Source organism: Clostridium sp. CTA-1 (assembly GCF_054768215.1).
This window is the reverse complement of sequence record NZ_BAAAAP010000017.1, coordinates 1-18,128: the sequence shown is the minus strand read 5'-3', so window position 1 is coordinate 18,128 and position 18,128 is coordinate 1. Positions and strand designations below refer to the sequence as shown.

Genomic DNA, 18,128 nt, shown 5'->3' with positions numbered 1-18,128 from the left:
ATTAAGTTTTTATAGTTACAAAACTTAGGTAATTAATAAATTATATATCGGCTAATTCATCTAAATCCTTTAAAGAACAATTTCCATAATTTAAACATAATTTGATTTTTTATTTATAAAGAATTTATAAAAAGCTAAAAAGAAATTATAAAATTTATAATTTGTGGAAAACTCTATAATAAAAAATATACAATATATAGTGAAAAAATAAGATCTTTATACAATATGTAGAGTTTATCTTATTAAACAATGGTTCTATGATATTGATTTTGAAGATAATTACTTATATAATTTATTTAACAATGGTTATTTTATAATATATTCTATTGATTAAATAAATTTTTAGAAAGTAAGGTTTGAATAATGAATATTAAAATAAAAAAGAGAAATGGACAATATGAACCACTACAAGTAGAAAAAACGAAGAAAATGGTTAAGTTAGCCTGTGAGGGCATAGAAGGCTGTGATCCTCTTGAATTAGAATTGGATTCTAGAATTCAATTTAGAGATGGTATGACTACTAAGGAAATTCAAAGAACTTTGATACAAACTGCTATCGAAAAGGTTATTCAAAATAGTAAAGATAACAATGGAAATAATATAAAAAAAACTAATGCTAATTGGCAGTATGTTGCTGCAAGGCTTTTATGCTTTGATTTATATAAGGAAGCTAAAATCAGCCGACACTATAATAGCTTTGGTTATGGTGATTATTATGAATTAGTAAAAAAGATAGTTAAAATGAAACTTTATGGAGAATATTTAATTGAAAATTATTCTGATGAAGATATCAAGGAATTATCAAAGTACATAGTGCCAGAAAGAGATGAACTATTTAATTATGAAGGATTAAAACTATTAAATGATAGATATTTAATTAAAGGACATAATGGAGAAGTATTAGAGCTACCTCAAGAACGTTTTATGACTATAGCTATGCATTTAGCTATTCCTGAGGGAGATAAAAAGGTTTTTTATGCAAAAAAGTTTTATGATCTTTTAAGTGAGCTAAAGGTTACAGTGGCAACTCCTACATTAGGAAATGCAGGTACTCCTTTTTATCAGTTAAGTAGCTGTTTTATTTCCACTGTAGGGGATAATTTATGGTCAATTTATGATGTTAATCAAAAGTTTGCGCAGGTTTCAAAACATGGTGGAGCACTAGGCATTTATATGGGAAAAATAAGAGCTTTAAATAGTGAAATAAGAGGACATAAAAATGCATCTGGTGGAGTTGTACCTTGGATAAGACTTTATAATGATACAGCTGTAGCTGTAGATCAGCTTGGCAAGAGAAAGGGAGGAGCATCTATAACTTTAGATATATGGCATAAAGATATATTTGATTTTTTAGACCTGAAAACTAATAATGGAGATGATAGAAGAAAGGCTCATGATATTTTCCCTTCTGTAAGTATCCCAGATTTATTTATGGAAAGATTAGAGAAAAGAGAACAGTGGTCCTTATTTGATCCTTATATGGTAGAGAAGATAATGGATTATAAGCTTGAGGATTATTTTGATGATGTGGATTGTAAAGAATTTACAAAAAGGTATTTAGAATGTGAAAAAAACATTAATATCCCAAGGAATACAGTACCAGCCCTTGACATCATGAAAAAATTAATGAAAAGTGCAGTAGAAACAGGAACTCCTTTTATTTTCTTTAGGGATACTGTAAATATAGCAAATCCTAATAAGCACAAAGGTATGATATATTCATCCAATCTTTGTCATGAAATAGCTCAAAATATGAGTGAAAGTGAACTTGTAGAAGAAGAAATAATTGATGAAAATGGTTATTCAGAGGTTGTTCAAAGAATTAAGGCTGGAGATATGGTAACCTGTAACCTTAACTCAATAAACCTTAGCAAAGTAGAAAAAGAGGATTTTAGTAAGTGTATCCCTCTTCAAATAAGGATGCTAGATAATGTTATATCTCTTAATAAGCTTCCTGTTAAAGAGGCCAGAGTTACCAGTGACAAATATAGAGCTATTGGTTTAGGGACAAGTGGATATCATCACTTCCTTGCGAATAACAAGATAAGATGGGAAAGTGATGCGCATATTAAAGTAGCAGATGAAATCTATGAAGAAATAGCCTATACGTCTATAAAGGCTTCTATGGAATTAGCTAAGGAGAAGGGCAGTTATCCAGCCTTTAAAGGTTCAGAGTGGGAAACAGGGAAGTATTTTGAAAGAAGAGGTTATAATTCTGAAAGATGGCAACAACTTCAAAGTGATATCAAAAAATATGGTATGAGAAATGGTTACATTACAGCTATTGCCCCTACAGGTAGTACTTCTAATATAGCTAATACAACTGCAGGAATAGATCCTGTATTTAAGAAGTTTTTTATGGAAGAAAAGAAGGGTAGCTTTACACCAAAAACAGCACCAGATTTAAATGAAGAAAATTTTTGGTATTACAAAGAAGCTCATACTATAGACCAGCAATGGAGTATTAAGGCTTGTGCTGCGAGACAAAAACATATAGATCAGGCTCAATCTTTTAATTTATATATAACTCCAGAGATAAAAGCTAAAGAAATTCTTAATATGTATATGGAATCTTGGAAACAAGGAGTTAAAACCATATATTATGTAAGAAATAAATCTTTAGAAATGGATGAATGTACAAGTTGCTCAAGTTAACTGAATACCTAAGATTATAAATATAAAAATATTATAATCTTGTAGTAGATAAGGTCATAGTATTAAAGTATATATTTAATATGATAACTATACACGTATGTAGAATGATTTATTAGTTAGAAAATTGTTAAATATACTTTTAAAATAATAACCATACTTACAAAATAGATAGTAAAGAAAGGAGCTCTATATTTAATGCTTAAAAAAATGATATTTAACGAAAAGGGTCAACGGGGAACGGAATCAATGATAAATGGAAACACTACTAACTTAAGAGAATGGAATAGAATAAAATATAGTTGGGCCAGCGATTTTTATAGAACAATGCTTAATAATTTTTGGATACCAGAGGAAATTTCTTTAAATGAGGATGTAAAACAATTTCCGTACTTAACAGACGGAGAGAGAAATGCCTTTGATAAGATTATTTCTTTTTTAAATTTCCTTGATTCCGTGCAAAGTGAAAATCTTCCTAATATATCAAGATATATAACTGCTGCAGAAGTTTCTTCTCTTTTAAATATTCAAACCTTTCAAGAAGAAATACATGCACAAAGTTATTCATACATACTTGATACAGTTACAAATCCAATTACTAGAGATAAAATATATGATCAATGGAGAGAAGATGAACAGCTTTTAGAAAGAAATAAATTTATAGCAGGTATTTATGAAAAGTTTAATAAAGAACCTGAAATTTATAATTTTTTAAGAGTAATAATGGCAAACTATATATTAGAGGGAATATACTTTTATTCTGGTTTTAGTTTCTTTTATACCTTAGCAAGACAAGGGAAAATGACTGCCACTAGTACAATTTTTAAATATATAAATAGAGATGAAGTTACTCACCTTGTGCTTTTTCAAAATATTATTAAAGAACTAAAAAGTGAAAATCCAAATATTTTTACAGAAGAATTAGAAGAAGAATTTAGAGAAATGATGATAATGGGTGTAGAGCATGAAATAAAATGGGGACAGTATGTTACTAATAATGAAATCTTAGGCCTTAATGATGAATTAATAGATAAATATATTAAATATCTTTCTAATCTAAGATTAACAGCTATAGGTTTGAAGCCTCTATATCCAGAAATCAATAAACATCCTATGGAGTGGATTGATAGTTTTTCAAAATTAAATAGTACAAAGACCGACTTCTTTGAAGCAAAGGTTACAAACTATACAAAAGCAGCGGCCTTTGATTTTGATGATCTTGATTAATTAAATCAATAATTATAAATGAAGTTATAAAAATAGCCTAACAAAGTTTTAAAATACATTTTGTTAGGCTATTATTTATAATATTTATAAATAATTATTGTCTTTAGATGGAGTTTTTAATTTTAACTGAAGGTTAAAATGGGTTAGATAGGTACTTATTATTCTTACTTTAAAAATCACATCTAGGCAATCTATGATTTTGTAAAATTTGTTTTTATATATTAAATAAGACTATTAGGGATGATAGCAATGAAATATGTATTTTAAGGTTTATTTAAGGTACAAGTGATAATTAGTTAAGATTAGCTTTATATAATGGTATCATATTAATGATTTAGGAGGATAATTATGAAAGAAAAAGGACTTACAGGATTTCAGTTAAAGCTAATAGGATTATTTTTAATGATATTTGATCATATTCATGAAATGTTTGGATTCACAAACAGCATACCTGTAGCATTTAATTGGGTAGGAAGAATAGTAGCACCTATATTTATATTTATGACAGTACAAGGATTTATTCATACAAGAAATAGAAAAAAATATGCAACAAGACTTTATATAGGATCAGTACTTATGAGTTTGGGAAATTCCTTTATACCAAAATACTTTGAAAGAACAGATAGTTTTGGATTGATGAATAATATATTTACTACACTTTTTGTAATTGTTATGTACCTATCTATTATAGAGTATTTAGGAAAAGCTATAAAGGAAAAGAAAGTTTTAGGCATTATTAAAGGAATATGCTTGTTTATACTACCTATAGTTATAGGATTTGTAATGATTATGAATATTACAGCACCAGGCATGATGTATGCTATGTTTTTAATTCCTACTCCATTACTTGTAGAAGGTGGACCTGTATTTATATTACTTGGAATAATAATGTACTTATTTAAAGAAAAAAAGAACATGCTTATAATAGTATATTCAGCTTTGAGTATTATTATTATGTTAACAGGTGGAGATATTACTATACAAGGACTTTTATTTAAAAATTATCAATGGATGATGATATTCGCAGCACCTTTATTCTATTTATACAATGGTAAAAAGGGAAAGGGCATGAAATATTTATTCTATGTATTTTATCCAGCACATATCTATATATTTTATATAATTTCTGTGTATATGATGAAAAGATAAAATTTAATTCACATAGATATTTTGTATCAATTTTAATTGAATTAATTTAAGAACTAATTATAATATTCTTTATTTTAAAAGGGAAAGCCATGAAATTAAGGTTAATAACTTAATTTCATGGCTTTTATTTATTATATAGTAATTTATAAAATTTCTGATTTGTGAGGGACTCTATAATATTTTAAAATTTACAAAAAAAGATAGTATTTAAAAGGAAGATGCAGTTTAACATTAAGTATGTTTAAAAGTCTATTTGAAAAAGCTTAGTACCTTCAAAAAAATATATATTTAATTTTTTATATAATTTAATTTTAAATTTACATAAAAAATAAGCTTAAAATTTGTTTTAAAAGAATTTATTGCTATACTTTTGTTAAAAAATAGACGAAAAATTAAAAAAAATATTTAAATTTTGTATTTTCTGATATATAATGAAAATAGCAAAAAATAATGGTATAAAATCTAGTGGAAAAGGGGAGGAAACAAGATTTCTACCAATATAAAGGGGGAAAATAAATGAAGGTTAAAAACATTGTCCAAAAGAGTATTTTTGCTAAGATGATGTTGTATATTCTTACAGCAGTATTTGTTGTATTTTTAGCTTCTGGTATTTTTTTAGAGCTAAAGACCAAGGATATTGTGACTAAGATGAATTATGAGCATCTTCTAACGGAAGCAAAGGCAGCTTCTAATCAAAACAATGAATTTTTTAAAAAGAATGAAGTTTTAGTAAGACAAATGGCTACAAATCAGGATATTATAAAATTAATGAAGGGTGTAAAGACTAGGGATAAAGTTCGAAGCCATCCAGATTATAAAGATGTAATAAACTCTCTACAGCAAATAAAAAAAATGGATAAAAATCTTGCTACAGTATGGATTGGTCTACAAGATGCTAGTTATTTAGTTACCCAAGAGCAGTGGGACTCTCCAACAGATTGGATTATTAAGGAAAAACCTTGGTATAAAGAAGCCTTAAAATTAAAACCTGGGGAAGTGCTTTACACAGAACCTTATGTAGATTCTGTAACAGGAAAGATGGTGATTAGTGTTATACAGGTAGTATATGATGAAAAAGGAACTAGTTTAGGCGTAGTGGCTATAGATGTACTACTTGATGAATTGCCTAGTATTATGGAAAAGTATAAGATCGGTAAAAGTGGATTTGTATTCTTAATAAGTAAAAAAGGGGAACTAGTGTATCATCCTGTAAAAGAAATGATTTTGAAAAATAATATGACAAAAGAAAAAGGAGAAATGGGAGACATAGGAAGAAATATGGTTGCACAAAAGCAGGGTACAGGAATGTATTCTTATAAAAATAACCATAAATATGTAGGTTATTATCCTATATCATCTAATGGATGGTCTGTTGCAGCGGTAATAGATCAAAGTGAATTTAATGAAAAAGTTTCTATGGTAAGAAAATTACTTATTATCTCCTATGCACTAGGAGGAATTATTATTGCAGCGCTAATTTTCCTAGTAGGAAAAGCTATAGTAAAACCTATTAAAAGTCTTGAAGGATATGGACAGAAAATGGCAGACCTAGATTTTACAGAGGATATATCAAAGGAACTAGTGGAAAAGGAAGATGAAATAGGACTATTAGCAAAGGCTTTTGAAAATATTTCTGTAAATTTAAGAGATTTTGCTAGAAAAACTTTAGAAAGTGCAGAGCAGGTAGCAGCTTCCTCAGAGGAGCTTACTTCTACTAGTCAACAAACTGCAGAAGCAGCAAATGAAATTACTAAAACTATAGAGGAAATGGCTAACTCTGCAGAGGATCAGGCAAGGCAAACAGAGAGTGGCGCTATGAATGTAAATGTTCTTGGAGAGACAATTTCAAAAAATCAACAGATGATGGGGAGCTTAAATAAGGCTATAGAAAAAGTAGATATTTTGAAAAATGAAGGGGTAACTACTTTAAAAGAATTAGTAGAAAAGACTATGGATAGCGAAAAGATATCGAAGGAAGTATATAAAGTAATTATTGATAGCAATAAGAGTGCAGAAAAAATTGAAAATGCTAGTGAAATGATAAAAAGTATAGCATCTCAGACTAATCTTTTAGCTTTAAATGCAGCTATTGAGGCCGCTAGAGCAGGAGAATCAGGTAAAGGTTTTGCTGTGGTAGCGGATGAAATAAGAAAATTAGCAGAGCAATCTAATGCTTTCACCGATGAAATTGCTTTGGTAATTAATGAATTAGCGGTCCAGACAGAAAAAGCAGTTGAGAGTATGGAAATAGTTAGTGACAATACCAAAGAACAAACTAAGAGTGTAGAAAATACAAATAAAAAATTTGAAGGTATTTCTATAGCTATTGATGAAATGCAGAAAGTAGTACAAACATTAAATGAATCAGGAAAAGATATGGAAAGCAAGAAGAATGAGATAATTGGAGTAATTGATAATTTATCTGCTATTTCCCAGGAAAATGCTGCGGGGACAGAAGAAACAGTGGCTGCAGTAGAAGAACAAACTGCTTCTATTTCAGAACTAGCTAATGCAAGTGAGTCTTTAGCTAAGTTAGCAGAGGATATGCAGGTGAGTATTTCTAGATTTAAATATTAGATACTTCTAAATTAAGTATTATATAGGCTGAATGGTATTTAAGATAAATATTGTTCAGCCTATTTTTATACAATACATAATATGAAGAAATTAATAAAATATGGTAAAATAATACATGAGAAGCAACTAAATGAAAAAATTATTTTGCTGTTATGTCTAACTGTACTAGTGTTGGTAGGTTGTGGAACTAAAAGTACAGTAAATATCAAAAATTATAACAAGTTAAAATATAGAATGAATTATAATGAAGTTAAGAAAATTCTAGGAGAAGGTCAAAAAAGGTAGTAAAAATCATAAAAACTTCAAGCATTCTATTTTTTGTAGGGAGTTTTTTATATTTAAAAATCACTAACAAATGGAATTACTTCTATAAATTTTATGTGTTTTAACACTTATTAAGTTTAACATTCATATATTTGTTAGTGTAGTTAATTAATATTTATATAAATATATAATTTTTATCTAGCTAGTAAACATGATATAATAATAAAACATTGAAAAATTAATTATTATGGTATAATATAAACATAATTTTAATAAATAATAAAGTGAAGCTTAGTTTAGAATAAGCTTTTATTTATTGGAAATTTAACTAAAGAAAATTAATGCCTTTACAAATATTACTTTTATATTATAAAATAGAAAGTATTAGAATTGTAAAGTGTATAGCAAATATAGTGAATTTTAGATTTGCAGATAAATTATAGGAGAGTGATAAATTGAATAAAAAAGTTTTATCTTTTATTATAATGTTAACCCTAATTTTAAGTACAAGTACTAGCAGTGTATTGGCCGCACCAGATACTAAAGAGTCAGGGGATTTAAAAGAAACTAGAGAGCAAAAGAAACAAATCCAGCAAAGAGTTGAAAAAATGGACAGTGAAATTGATAGTGTAATAAATGAAATTGATAAAAATAAGCAACTTATGAATAAAATTAATAATGATGTTAAAGATGCAGAGAAAAAATTAACTCAGGTAAAAAACAACGTAAAAGCCAAAGAAGAACTATTTGGGAAAAGAGTAAGGGCTATGTATATAAGTGGTGGAGATAGCTACCTAGATATACTTTTCGCCTCAGAAAGTTTAAGTGATTTTATGTCAAGGATAGATACAGTTTCAAAAATAATGAAATTTGATAAAAATGTTGTTATTAAGTTAAAGGAAGAAAAAGAAGCTATAGTAAAGGAAAAAGAAAACTTAGACCAAGAGAAAAATAAATTAGTATCCTTAAAGAAGAGCAATGAAGTTACTTTATTGAGGCTTAATAAGAGTGTAGAAGAAGAAAAGAAAGCTCTTAGTAACGTAAAAGAAAAAGAAAATCAAATAGTAGCTAGTGAAGCTGCAAAGGCTAAAGAAGCTCAAGAGAATAGTAAACGAGCTAAAGAAGCTGAAGAGAATAGTAAGCAAGCTAAAGAGGTTGCATCTAATAATAGCAACAGTTCAAATGGGGAAACTTTATCTCGAGGAGAATCAAACTCTACGTCCTATTCGAAAGTAATGGTAATGGAAGCAACTGCATATGCAGGAGATGGCATAACTGCTTCAGGAAACGGAACAAGTAGAAATCCTAATGGATATAGTACCATAGCTGTAGATCCTAGAGTAATAAGTATAGGAACTAGAGTGTATGTGGAAGGTTATGGATATGCTATTGCCCATGATACTGGTGGTGCTATTAAAGGTAATAGAATAGATTTATTTATGAATTCAGAGGCTGAATGTAATAGTTGGGGAAGAAGAACTGTAAAAGTTTATGTAATAGGATAGTAAGTATTTATTTTAGAAATAAATAAAAATTATTTTATATGTAGTAATAAATAGTGGCAATTAATTTATGTAGAATAATATTGTTTAAAAATTAAATTTTAATGTGAAAATATTTAACTTTATAATAATATACCCTGTAGAATAGATGAGTAAAAAGGAATCTATTTTATAGGGTATATTTTATTTTATAGGAATTTATAAAATTTTTTAAGTATTAAAAGTTATTTGTAGTATAAGATTATATTAAAGTAAGTTTAATAATTCTAAAAATATATTAATATAATTTTTATAAAACAAAAATTAGCTTAAAAAAATTATATAAAACATGTATAATTATTATATAACATAATATTATAAGGATTAGGGAGAACCATATATGAACAGACTACTTAGGACGATTATAGAAAATAATAGAAAGTGGATAGGGGAAGGAAAGGTTGCTTCATATATTCCCGAACTTTCTAAAATGAATAAAAACTTATTAGGCATTTCTGTATGTACCTTAGGGGGAGAGGAATATTGGGAAGGAGATGCTGAAGTCAAATTTACAATTCAAAGTATATCAAAAATAGTAACCTTAATGTTAGCTATAATAGACAATGGAGAGGATTATGTTTTTTCAAAGGTAGGAATGGAACCTACAGAAACAGCTTTTAATTCTATAGTAAATTTAGAAGCAAAAGAATCTCAGAAACCTATAAATCCAATGATAAATGCCGGTGCTATAGTTGTAGCTTCTATGGTAGCTGGAAAAGATTCTGATGAAAAGGTTGAAAGAATTTTAAAGTTTACTAGAAAAATAAGTGGTAACAATAACATTGATATAAATCTAAATGTATATGAGTCTGAAAAAGAAACGGGACACAGAAACAGAGCACTTGCTTACTTTATGAAAAGTACAGGAGCCCTTGAGGGGAATGTAGAAGAAGTTTTAGATGTATATTTTAAACAATGTTCCATAGAAATTACTTGTAAAGATTTAGCTAGAATAGGAGTTATGTTGGCCAATGATGGTGTATCTCCTTATACTGGTGATAGAATAGTTCCAAGGTATGTGGCTAGAATTGTAAAAACTATAATGGTGACCTGTGGTATGTACGATGCATCAGGAAATTTTGCTGTACATATTGGAATACCTGCTAAAAGTGGAGTTGGAGGAGGCATACTTGCCTGTGCTCCAAGAAGAATGGGTATAGGAGTTCTAGGTACAGCTTTAGATGAAAAAGGTAATAGTATAGCTGGAATTAAGATATTAGAAGAGCTTTCAAAGCAATTAGATTTAAGTATTTTTTAAAAGAGAAGAATATTTAAATTTGAAATAATACTAGATAAAAAATAATAAAATATTTATTAGGCTTAAAAAATTTTACAATAAAGTAAGGGGATTTTAAAATTTTATTTAGGAGGCAATAAGTGGCATACAATATTGTAGATTTAATAGATAGAGCTATAGATACAGGGAATAAGGTTATTGAAATATATATTGATATGAATAAAGAATATGATGATATTAATTCTTTCAAAATATTTTCCAAGATATTTATGAAATATGAAAAGGAAAAGATAGATTATTATCATTCATTAAAAATCAGGCTAAATAAAGAAAAAATAAAAGAAATAGATTTATATATATATGATAAGATATCTTCTTTAATTGCTCAGTTTAATAATAAAATCTCAACAAATTGTTATAAAGATAAAACCATAAAAGAATTTATAGAATGTGTATTAAATATGAATAAGGATATAAGAGCACTATTTATAGATATAAGAGGTAGAATGATACAAAAAAATGGAGATGGGGATAGTTATGAATATAAAATATTAACGGATATTATAAAAATGGAAGAAAAATATATAAAGGATCTAGAAAGAGTATATAAAAAATAAGGGGTTTATCATTAAATATAAATTTATTTAGTGATAAATCCCTTTAATCTTACTATGTAGAAATTTATAAAATTTCTCATTTATAGATTCTTATACAATATTTTGAATTTCATTATCTTATGGCATTTTTAGGACAAATATTTATACATTTTCCACATTGGATACAATCAGGATGCTCAATTGGATTTCCTTTATAATCATAAGGAACTATACCCATAGGGCAAGTTGTTTTGCAAAGTTTACAAGAAATACAACTTGAAGATACAGTTAATTTTTTTCTATCCTCTTTAAAATAAGATATTAGAGATGCAATACTTCCCATAGGACAAAAGTTACACCACGTTCTATTATTATAGAAAAAACTTAATATAATACCTATAAAGGTTGTAACTACAATCATTCTATAAAAAACCATACCTATACCTACAGCATTTCCCCAGTTTTTATATATTCCACTTCCAAACATATAAAACATAAATATAATAACAGATGTTCTGAAAAGTTTAGATTTAAGAAATTTAGGAACCTTATTTTTTCTACTAAAATTAATTAGAACATTGTCAAAGAAACTACCTCTTGGACATATATTTCCACACCAAAACCTTCCTTTACCTAAAATGGCTAAGAAAATAGGACCTAGCATACAAATAATAGCTGTCAAAGCTATTGTAGGATTAAACATACCTGCTATTATAAAAAATATAAGAATAATATAACTATATTTTTTCAAAAAACTAAAAAAAGAAAATTTCATTTAATCACCTCATAAAAAATAATAATATACCCATATGGGGTATGCAAAGATTTTAATATATTACAAAAACTATGTCAATAGAATATATTAGAAAAACACTCTAAATATAACAAAATATAAGCTTAAACTTAGTTTTATTTTTCAACTGAGTAGCATTTCATATTAAATCAGTACTTTTTAAGGAATTTACATCAAGTTTTAACTCTGTGTAAGAATCATAGAGTTTAGTTCTCTATTTAAAGGAAATGATATCTTTTTGCTTCGGTGAGTAAGGAAATTACATAACTCTAGTTATTATTAAAATTGGTTTGGTACTTAAGATTAGGTTTCTTTGATTAATAGAGAGTAGTATAATTTTTAGATAATTAATAGATAAAAAAATAACATAATTTATTGATTATATTGTTGAATTTTAATAATTTAATATAAAATATAAACAATAAATAATACAAGTTAAACAATAGACTTTTCCTATAACATATTAAAATTTCATATGATATATAACTTTTTAATAAATAATAAGTTTTTTTAAACAAGAGTAAACTGTTGATATATATGATGAATAAGAGGATTGCTTTTTTGCTATTTTAATCATATTTTATTGCAAATTGTTTTAAATAATATGCTAAACATAATTAATATAATATTATTTAGATAATATGTTGAAATTATACTTATAGTATGTTAATGTAATAACAAGGATATTGTTAATAATATAACAAATAGCTTTCATCTAAATTTCAATATTATTATATAAAGAGGTGTATATAAGATGGAAAAATTAAAAGTTTTAGTTCCAGTGGATTCATCTGAAAGAAGCAATTATTCTTTAAATTTATTAAAAAATATGTTTGATAAAAAACAGGTGGAAGTTACTTTAATAAATGTTAAAGAAGTTCAAGTAAATAATATTTTTTTAATTCAACAACAAATTAACAAACTTAAAAGTAAAAGTGAAAAGGTTATGGAGGAAGCAAAACAAAAGATTAAAAATATTGGATATGAATATGAAATGTATTCATGTTTTGGGATACCAGCGGATAAAATAGTAGAAAAAGCAGAAAAAGATAATTTTGATATGATAGTTATGGCTAAATCTAATAGAAAAGGCTTAGAAAAAATGAAGGGTTCTGTGACTACCAAAGTAGTTAAAACTTCTGAAGTGCCAGTAATTGTTGTTTAAAATAAATTAAGCGCTTATTTTTTAAACTATTAAAATAAAAACATTATGAAATTAGTTTTAAACTAATTTCATAATGTTTTTTAATTTAAAACAAAATTTTAAATTAAAACCTATATATTAAAAATATGATAATTAATTCGATATTATATGTATAAATTACTAGGAAAATAATTTATATATAATTAGGAGGTGGGATATGAAACTCAGAAAAAAACTTGTACTGTCTTTTTCAATAATACTTTTTTTATTTTCTATAATTATGTTTTCAACGGTTTATATTACAGTTAATAACATGGCAAATAAAAGTTTTTTGAAAAATATAAAAGATAATGCTAATTTAGGATACTCTTATTTAGATTCAAAGTATCCTGGTAAATGGAATATAAAAGGAGATAAACTTTATAAAGGAGAAGAATTAATTAATAATAATTTTTATGTGGTTGATAACATAAAAGAACAAACAAGAAGCTTAGTAACTATATTTATGAAGGACACTAGAGTATCTACAAATGTAATTAGTAGTGATGGAAAAAGAGCTGTAGGAACTAAGGCTTCAAAAGAGGTATTAGAAAAGGTTTTAGATAAAGGTGAGGAGTTCCAGGGGACTGCGAAGGTAGCTGGCAAGGATGTTTTAACTTACTATAAACCTATAAAAGATTCTAATTCTAAAATTATAGGTATGTGGTTTATAGGGGTAGAAAAAGAAACTATTAAAAAAGAAGTTTGGAAAATATTAAGTTACATTCTTTTGATTATATTAATTGTATTAATTATAGGAATAATATTATTTAATTTTATAGGTAATAGCATAGTCAAAAATATATATTCCTTTAATGAATATCTTAAAAATATGTCTCAGGGAGATTTTAATAAGGAGTTAAATGCTAAATATTTAAAACTAAAAGATGAATTAGGGCAAATGTTTAATAATTTAGAATATATGCAAATAGCCATAAAGGATATATTAAAGGAAGTAATTAGTGATTCAAAAGATTCTATAAAGTCTAATGAAGATGTATTTATACTTATAGACAAATTATCATCAAATGTAGAGCAAGTTACATCAACTACAGAAGAAATATCCGCGGCAATGGAGGAGACCGCAGCTTCAGCAGAAGAAATAAACGCTACAGCTAATGAAATAGAAAAGTCTATAGAAGTAATAGCTAATAAAATAGGAGAAACCTATAAAAAATCTGATGATATAAGCAATAAAGCAAATAAATTAAAAAAAGATGCTGAAAACTCTAGGAAAGAAGCCTTTAATTTGTATAAAACTAATGAAAAAGAATTAAGTGAAGCTATAGAAAAATCAAAATCAGTAGAAAAAATTAATGTATTGTCAGAAGCAATACTTAAAATAACAGAACAAACTAATCTGTTAGCTTTAAATGCTGCTATTGAAGCTGCTAGAGCAGGGGAAGCAGGAAAAGGATTTTCAGTAGTAGCAGAGGAAATAAGAAAACTGGCAGAAGAATCTAATAATACAGCTAATGAAATTCAAGAGATTACAAAAATTGTAGTTAGCGCAGTAGAAAATTTAGCAAATAATTCTAATAAGATATTGACATTTATAGATGGAAAAGTAGTAAAAGACTATGAGAATTTAGTTACAATAGGTGAAATGTATAGTAGTGATGCAGAATACTATAAGGTTGTATCTGAAAATATAAGTTCAACTACAGAAGAAGTCTTAGCCTCTATGAAAAACGTTATAGAATCTATAGATAGTGTAACTATAGCCGCTAATGAAGCAGCAGATGGTACAAGTAATATAGCTAAAAGTGCAAATGATATATTGGAAGAAAGCAACAATGTTAAATGTAAGTCAGAAGAATCTATGTCTAATTCCGAAAAATTAATAAACTCAATTTCTAAATTTAAAATATAAAAATTAAAAAGCTATGTATTTGTAATATGGGGTTACAAATATATAGCTTTTTAATAGCTAAATTTTAAAATTAATAAATTATTTAGTTTCTTTATATTTATTTTCAGTTTTTTCTTTTATGTTTTCATAAAAATCATTAGAATCTTCCATAGTTTCCTTTAGAGTTTCTTGGAATTCATTTTTACCTTCTTCATATATGTTATTTATATCTTCGCCAGTTATATTTAGTTTTTCTTCTGTTTTTTCAGATTTATCTTTTAAATTTTCTTTAATATTCTTTCCTTTATCTCTTATTTTATTTTTGAGGTTATCCCCTTCATTTTTTATGTTATGAATTTTGTTTTTAAAAGCTTTGTTATACTCCATTTCTTCAAAATTATTTTTTCTACATTTGTTATTAAGTTTTTTCACTATAAATACAGAACTTGCTACAGCTATTGTAGCACCTAGAATTTTACCTATAGTATTCTTATTTCTTTTCATAATGTAACCTCCTTAAAAATATATAAATTGAAAAATTTATATAATTGTATATTTATATTATGTATGTTTTTAAAATAAATACTTTTATAATACAATTTAGAACAATTAGAACAGAAATTTTTTATGTAGGGGGCAAAATATTAAGAATTAAAAATTATTGATATAGGTGTATAATATTAATAATTAAGTAAAAAATAAAATATAGATAATTTAAAAAAATGAATATATACTAATGGATAATAATTATTTATTATTATACCATAAAAAACATATTTAAAGAACAGCTTTAAAATAAATAATTTTAAAATATATTGCATATAAAATTTATTTATGATATTCTATAGAAGGTGATTTAATAAGATAAAAACTAGGTTCTTCTTTTTTAAGAAGTATAGATTTTTGTTTATTAAATTAAAATAATTTTTCTTAAAAAAGGAGAGATATACAAATGGCAGATAAGAATATCACATGTAAAGATTGCGGAAAAGAATTTGTTTTCACAGAAGGAGAACAAGAATTCTACAAAGAAAAGGGATTCGAAAACGAACCACAAAGATGCCCAGATTGTAGAAGAGCTAGAAAGCAAGCTAGAAACAACAACAGATCTTTTAGATAATTAGAAAAGATTTTTTATTGGCTGTTGATTATATGTCAACAGCCATTTTTAATTAACAACCAGAAAGGAACATTATATGGAAAATAAAAACTTTGAAAATTTAAACTTAAATGAAGATGTACTAAAAGCTATACAACATATGGGATTTGAAACTCCATCTGCAATACAAGAAAAATCAATTCCAGTAGTATTAGAAGGAGCAGATGTTATAGCTCAAGCTCAAACAGGAACAGGCAAAACTTTAGCTTTTGGAGCTCCTGTAATAAGCACTTTATGTGACGAAGGAAAGAAAAAAGGCGTAAAAGCTCTAGTATTAACGCCTACAAGAGAATTAGCCCTTCAAATAAAGGATGAGTTAAAGAGATTATCTAAATATAGTAAAACAAAAGTACTTCCTGTTTATGGAGGAGAGTCTATAGAAAGACAAATAAAAGATATTAAAAGTGGAGTAGATATAGTGGTTGGGACTCCAGGAAGAGTATTAGACCACATTAATAGAAGAACTTTAAAACTTGGAGGTATTGATTTCCTAGTTTTAGATGAAGCAGATGAAATGCTTAATATGGGATTTATAGAAGATATAGAAACTATAATGGCAAGTACTCCTGAAGAAAAACAAACTATGCTTTTTTCAGCTACAATGCCAGCACCCATTAAAAAATTAGCTTTAAACTACATGAAAAAAGATGTAGAGCATATAGCTATATTAAAAAAATCTTTAACAGTAGATAAAATAGCACAACATTATTTTGCAGTAAAAAATAAGGATAAACTAGAAGCTATATGTAGAATAATAGATTCAGAAGAACCAGAAAGTGCTATAATATTTTGTAGAACAAAAAGAGGCGTTGATGAATTAGTTGAAGCTATGCAATCAAAGGGATACAATGTAGAAGGTATGCATGGAGACATGAGCCAAAATCAAAGAATAAATACTTTGAAAAAATTTAAAAAAGCTACCTTAAACTTTTTAGTTGCAACAGATGTAGCGGCTAGAGGTATAGACGTAGAAAATATATCTCATGTAATAAATTATGATATACCTCAAGATGCGGAATCCTATGTTCACAGAATAGGAAGAACAGGAAGAGCTGATAAAGAAGGAACAGCCTATTCTTTAGTTACCCCTAGAGAAGTATCTTCTATTAGACAAATAGAAAGAATAATTAAGAGCAAAATCACCAAAAAAGAATTACCTACTTTAGAGGATATATTAGAAAAGAAATACGATAATTTATTAAATGATATAACTTCTAAAATAGAAGAAAACAAATATGAAAAATTTATGCCAATGGTAAAAACTTTAGAACAAAACTTTGATTTATCTGAAGTGTCAGCAGCTTTAATGGAAATGTTATTTAGTAAAGAAATGAGCTTTGACTATACAAATGATAAATTAGAGGCAGAAGTGCCAGTAAGATTATTCTTAAGTGTAGGAAGAAAAGATAGTATAAATGTAAAAAGCTTATTAACATTTATTCAAGATGAAGCTTCTGTAAGAAATCATGAAATTGGAGATATAGACATATTAGATAAATTTACTTTTATGGATGTATCATCAAACACTGCAGAAAAAATAATAAATAAATGCTCAGGTAAAAAATTAAATAGAAGAAAAGTTAATATCGAGATAGCTAAAAGTAAAAAATAAATTATTTTAATTTTAGTTGTTTAAAGGGGAATTACTAGAGAATTTAGAAGCTAAGAGGTGAATTTTATTTGTTTCTTAGCTTTTGTTATTTTTTGATATAATAAAGTCATATATTGCTATAAATCCTAATCTACTATACTAACAAATCTAAACTCATTTTATTGAAATATCCTAAAAATTCCGAATTCACTATAGCTCAAACATGAGATTTTCTTAAAGACTCTTTGAATAAAATAAATTAAGAATTGTTAAGTTTATTCAAATAACATTTTACATAATATATAAG

General features: G+C 26.6%; 13 protein-coding genes. 11 read left to right on the top strand and 2 right to left on the bottom strand.

The annotated features are described in order from the left end of the window. Positions 1-363 precede the first annotated feature (363 nt). From ACYUEW_RS13555 to ACYUEW_RS13525, 7 genes are all read left to right on the top strand, one after another. Positions 364-2,655 (top strand): ribonucleoside-diphosphate reductase subunit alpha, encoded by a 2,292-nt coding sequence (locus ACYUEW_RS13555; protein ID WP_459566371.1) that lies wholly within the window; start codon positions 364-366, stop codon positions 2,653-2,655. A gap of 195 nt (positions 2,656-2,850) precedes the next feature. After that, positions 2,851-3,879: a ribonucleotide-diphosphate reductase subunit beta gene (locus tag ACYUEW_RS13550; RefSeq protein WP_460276922.1), complete on the top strand. Its 1,029-nt coding sequence runs from the start codon at positions 2,851-2,853 to the stop codon at positions 3,877-3,879. A gap of 348 nt (positions 3,880-4,227) precedes the next feature. Next, on the top strand, positions 4,228-5,028 hold the full coding sequence (locus tag ACYUEW_RS13545; protein WP_003484219.1) for a TraX family protein: 801 nt from the start codon (positions 4,228-4,230) through the stop codon (positions 5,026-5,028). Positions 5,029-5,544: 516 nt separating this feature from the next. Next, the gene (locus ACYUEW_RS13540) at positions 5,545-7,605 is read left to right on the top strand and encodes a methyl-accepting chemotaxis protein (protein WP_163201479.1); all 2,061 of its coding nucleotides are present in this window, start codon (positions 5,545-5,547) and stop codon (positions 7,603-7,605) included. Positions 7,606-8,324: 719 nt separating this feature from the next. Beyond that, on the top strand, positions 8,325-9,374 hold the full coding sequence (locus tag ACYUEW_RS13535; RefSeq protein ID WP_460276921.1) for a 3D domain-containing protein: 1,050 nt from the start codon (positions 8,325-8,327) through the stop codon (positions 9,372-9,374). 376 nt (positions 9,375-9,750) lie between these two features. Beyond that, entirely contained in the window at positions 9,751-10,668 is a 918-nt protein-coding gene (gene glsA, locus ACYUEW_RS13530) for a glutaminase A (RefSeq protein ID WP_003484226.1), read from the top strand. A 119-nt stretch (positions 10,669-10,787) separates the two neighbouring features. Then, complete coding sequence (locus ACYUEW_RS13525) at positions 10,788-11,264, top strand: hypothetical protein (RefSeq protein WP_003484228.1); 477 nt, start codon at positions 10,788-10,790, stop codon at positions 11,262-11,264. 112 nt (positions 11,265-11,376) lie between these two features. Here ACYUEW_RS13525 and ACYUEW_RS13520 read toward each other — a convergent pair whose 3' ends face one another. Continuing rightward, entirely contained in the window at positions 11,377-12,018 is a 642-nt protein-coding gene (locus ACYUEW_RS13520; RefSeq protein ID WP_003484230.1) for a 4Fe-4S binding protein, read from the bottom strand. A gap of 772 nt (positions 12,019-12,790) precedes the next feature. On the opposite strand from ACYUEW_RS13520, the gene ACYUEW_RS13515 reads away from it, so the two are divergent. Together ACYUEW_RS13515 and ACYUEW_RS13510 are read left to right on the top strand one after the other, a co-directional pair. Then, on the top strand, positions 12,791-13,201 hold the full coding sequence (locus ACYUEW_RS13515; RefSeq protein ID WP_003484232.1) for a universal stress protein: 411 nt from the start codon (positions 12,791-12,793) through the stop codon (positions 13,199-13,201). Between the two features lie 196 nt (positions 13,202-13,397). Further along, positions 13,398-15,092 (top strand): methyl-accepting chemotaxis protein, encoded by a 1,695-nt coding sequence (locus ACYUEW_RS13510; protein ID WP_460276920.1) that lies wholly within the window; start codon positions 13,398-13,400, stop codon positions 15,090-15,092. Between the two features lie 78 nt (positions 15,093-15,170). Here ACYUEW_RS13510 and ACYUEW_RS13505 read toward each other — a convergent pair whose 3' ends face one another. Continuing rightward, a complete protein-coding gene (locus ACYUEW_RS13505) occupies positions 15,171-15,575 on the bottom strand; it encodes a YtxH domain-containing protein (RefSeq protein ID WP_460276919.1) in 405 nt (134 codons plus the stop codon). Positions 15,576-16,023: 448 nt separating this feature from the next. Between ACYUEW_RS13505 and ACYUEW_RS13500 the strand changes: the two genes are divergently transcribed. Both ACYUEW_RS13500 and ACYUEW_RS13495 read left to right on the top strand, forming a co-directional pair. Next, on the top strand, positions 16,024-16,191 hold the full coding sequence (locus ACYUEW_RS13500) for a zinc-ribbon domain-containing protein (RefSeq protein WP_003359149.1): 168 nt from the start codon (positions 16,024-16,026) through the stop codon (positions 16,189-16,191). A 76-nt stretch (positions 16,192-16,267) separates the two neighbouring features. Beyond that, entirely contained in the window at positions 16,268-17,842 is a 1,575-nt protein-coding gene (locus tag ACYUEW_RS13495) for a DEAD/DEAH box helicase (protein WP_003484237.1), read from the top strand. Positions 17,843-18,128 lie beyond the last annotated feature (286 nt).

Excerpts from the sequence above, each read along its gene's own strand:
- ACYUEW_RS13555 (WP_459566371.1), top strand. The coding sequence starts at position 364 with ATGAATATTAAAATAAAAAAGAGAAATGGACAATATGAACCACTACAA.
- ACYUEW_RS13550 (WP_460276922.1), top strand. The coding sequence starts at position 2,851 with ATGCTTAAAAAAATGATATTTAACGAAAAGGGTCAACGGGGAACGGAA.
- ACYUEW_RS13545 (WP_003484219.1), top strand. The coding sequence starts at position 4,228 with ATGAAAGAAAAAGGACTTACAGGATTTCAGTTAAAGCTAATAGGATTA.
- ACYUEW_RS13540 (WP_163201479.1), top strand. The coding sequence starts at position 5,545 with ATGAAGGTTAAAAACATTGTCCAAAAGAGTATTTTTGCTAAGATGATG.
- glsA (WP_003484226.1), top strand. The coding sequence starts at position 9,751 with ATGAACAGACTACTTAGGACGATTATAGAAAATAATAGAAAGTGGATA.
- ACYUEW_RS13520 (WP_003484230.1), bottom strand. The coding sequence starts at position 12,018 with ATGAAATTTTCTTTTTTTAGTTTTTTGAAAAAATATAGTTATATTATT.
- ACYUEW_RS13515 (WP_003484232.1), top strand. The coding sequence starts at position 12,791 with ATGGAAAAATTAAAAGTTTTAGTTCCAGTGGATTCATCTGAAAGAAGC.
- ACYUEW_RS13510 (WP_460276920.1), top strand. The coding sequence starts at position 13,398 with ATGAAACTCAGAAAAAAACTTGTACTGTCTTTTTCAATAATACTTTTT.
- ACYUEW_RS13505 (WP_460276919.1), bottom strand. The coding sequence starts at position 15,575 with ATGAAAAGAAATAAGAATACTATAGGTAAAATTCTAGGTGCTACAATA.
- ACYUEW_RS13500 (WP_003359149.1), top strand. The coding sequence starts at position 16,024 with ATGGCAGATAAGAATATCACATGTAAAGATTGCGGAAAAGAATTTGTT.
- ACYUEW_RS13495 (WP_003484237.1), top strand. The coding sequence starts at position 16,268 with ATGGAAAATAAAAACTTTGAAAATTTAAACTTAAATGAAGATGTACTA.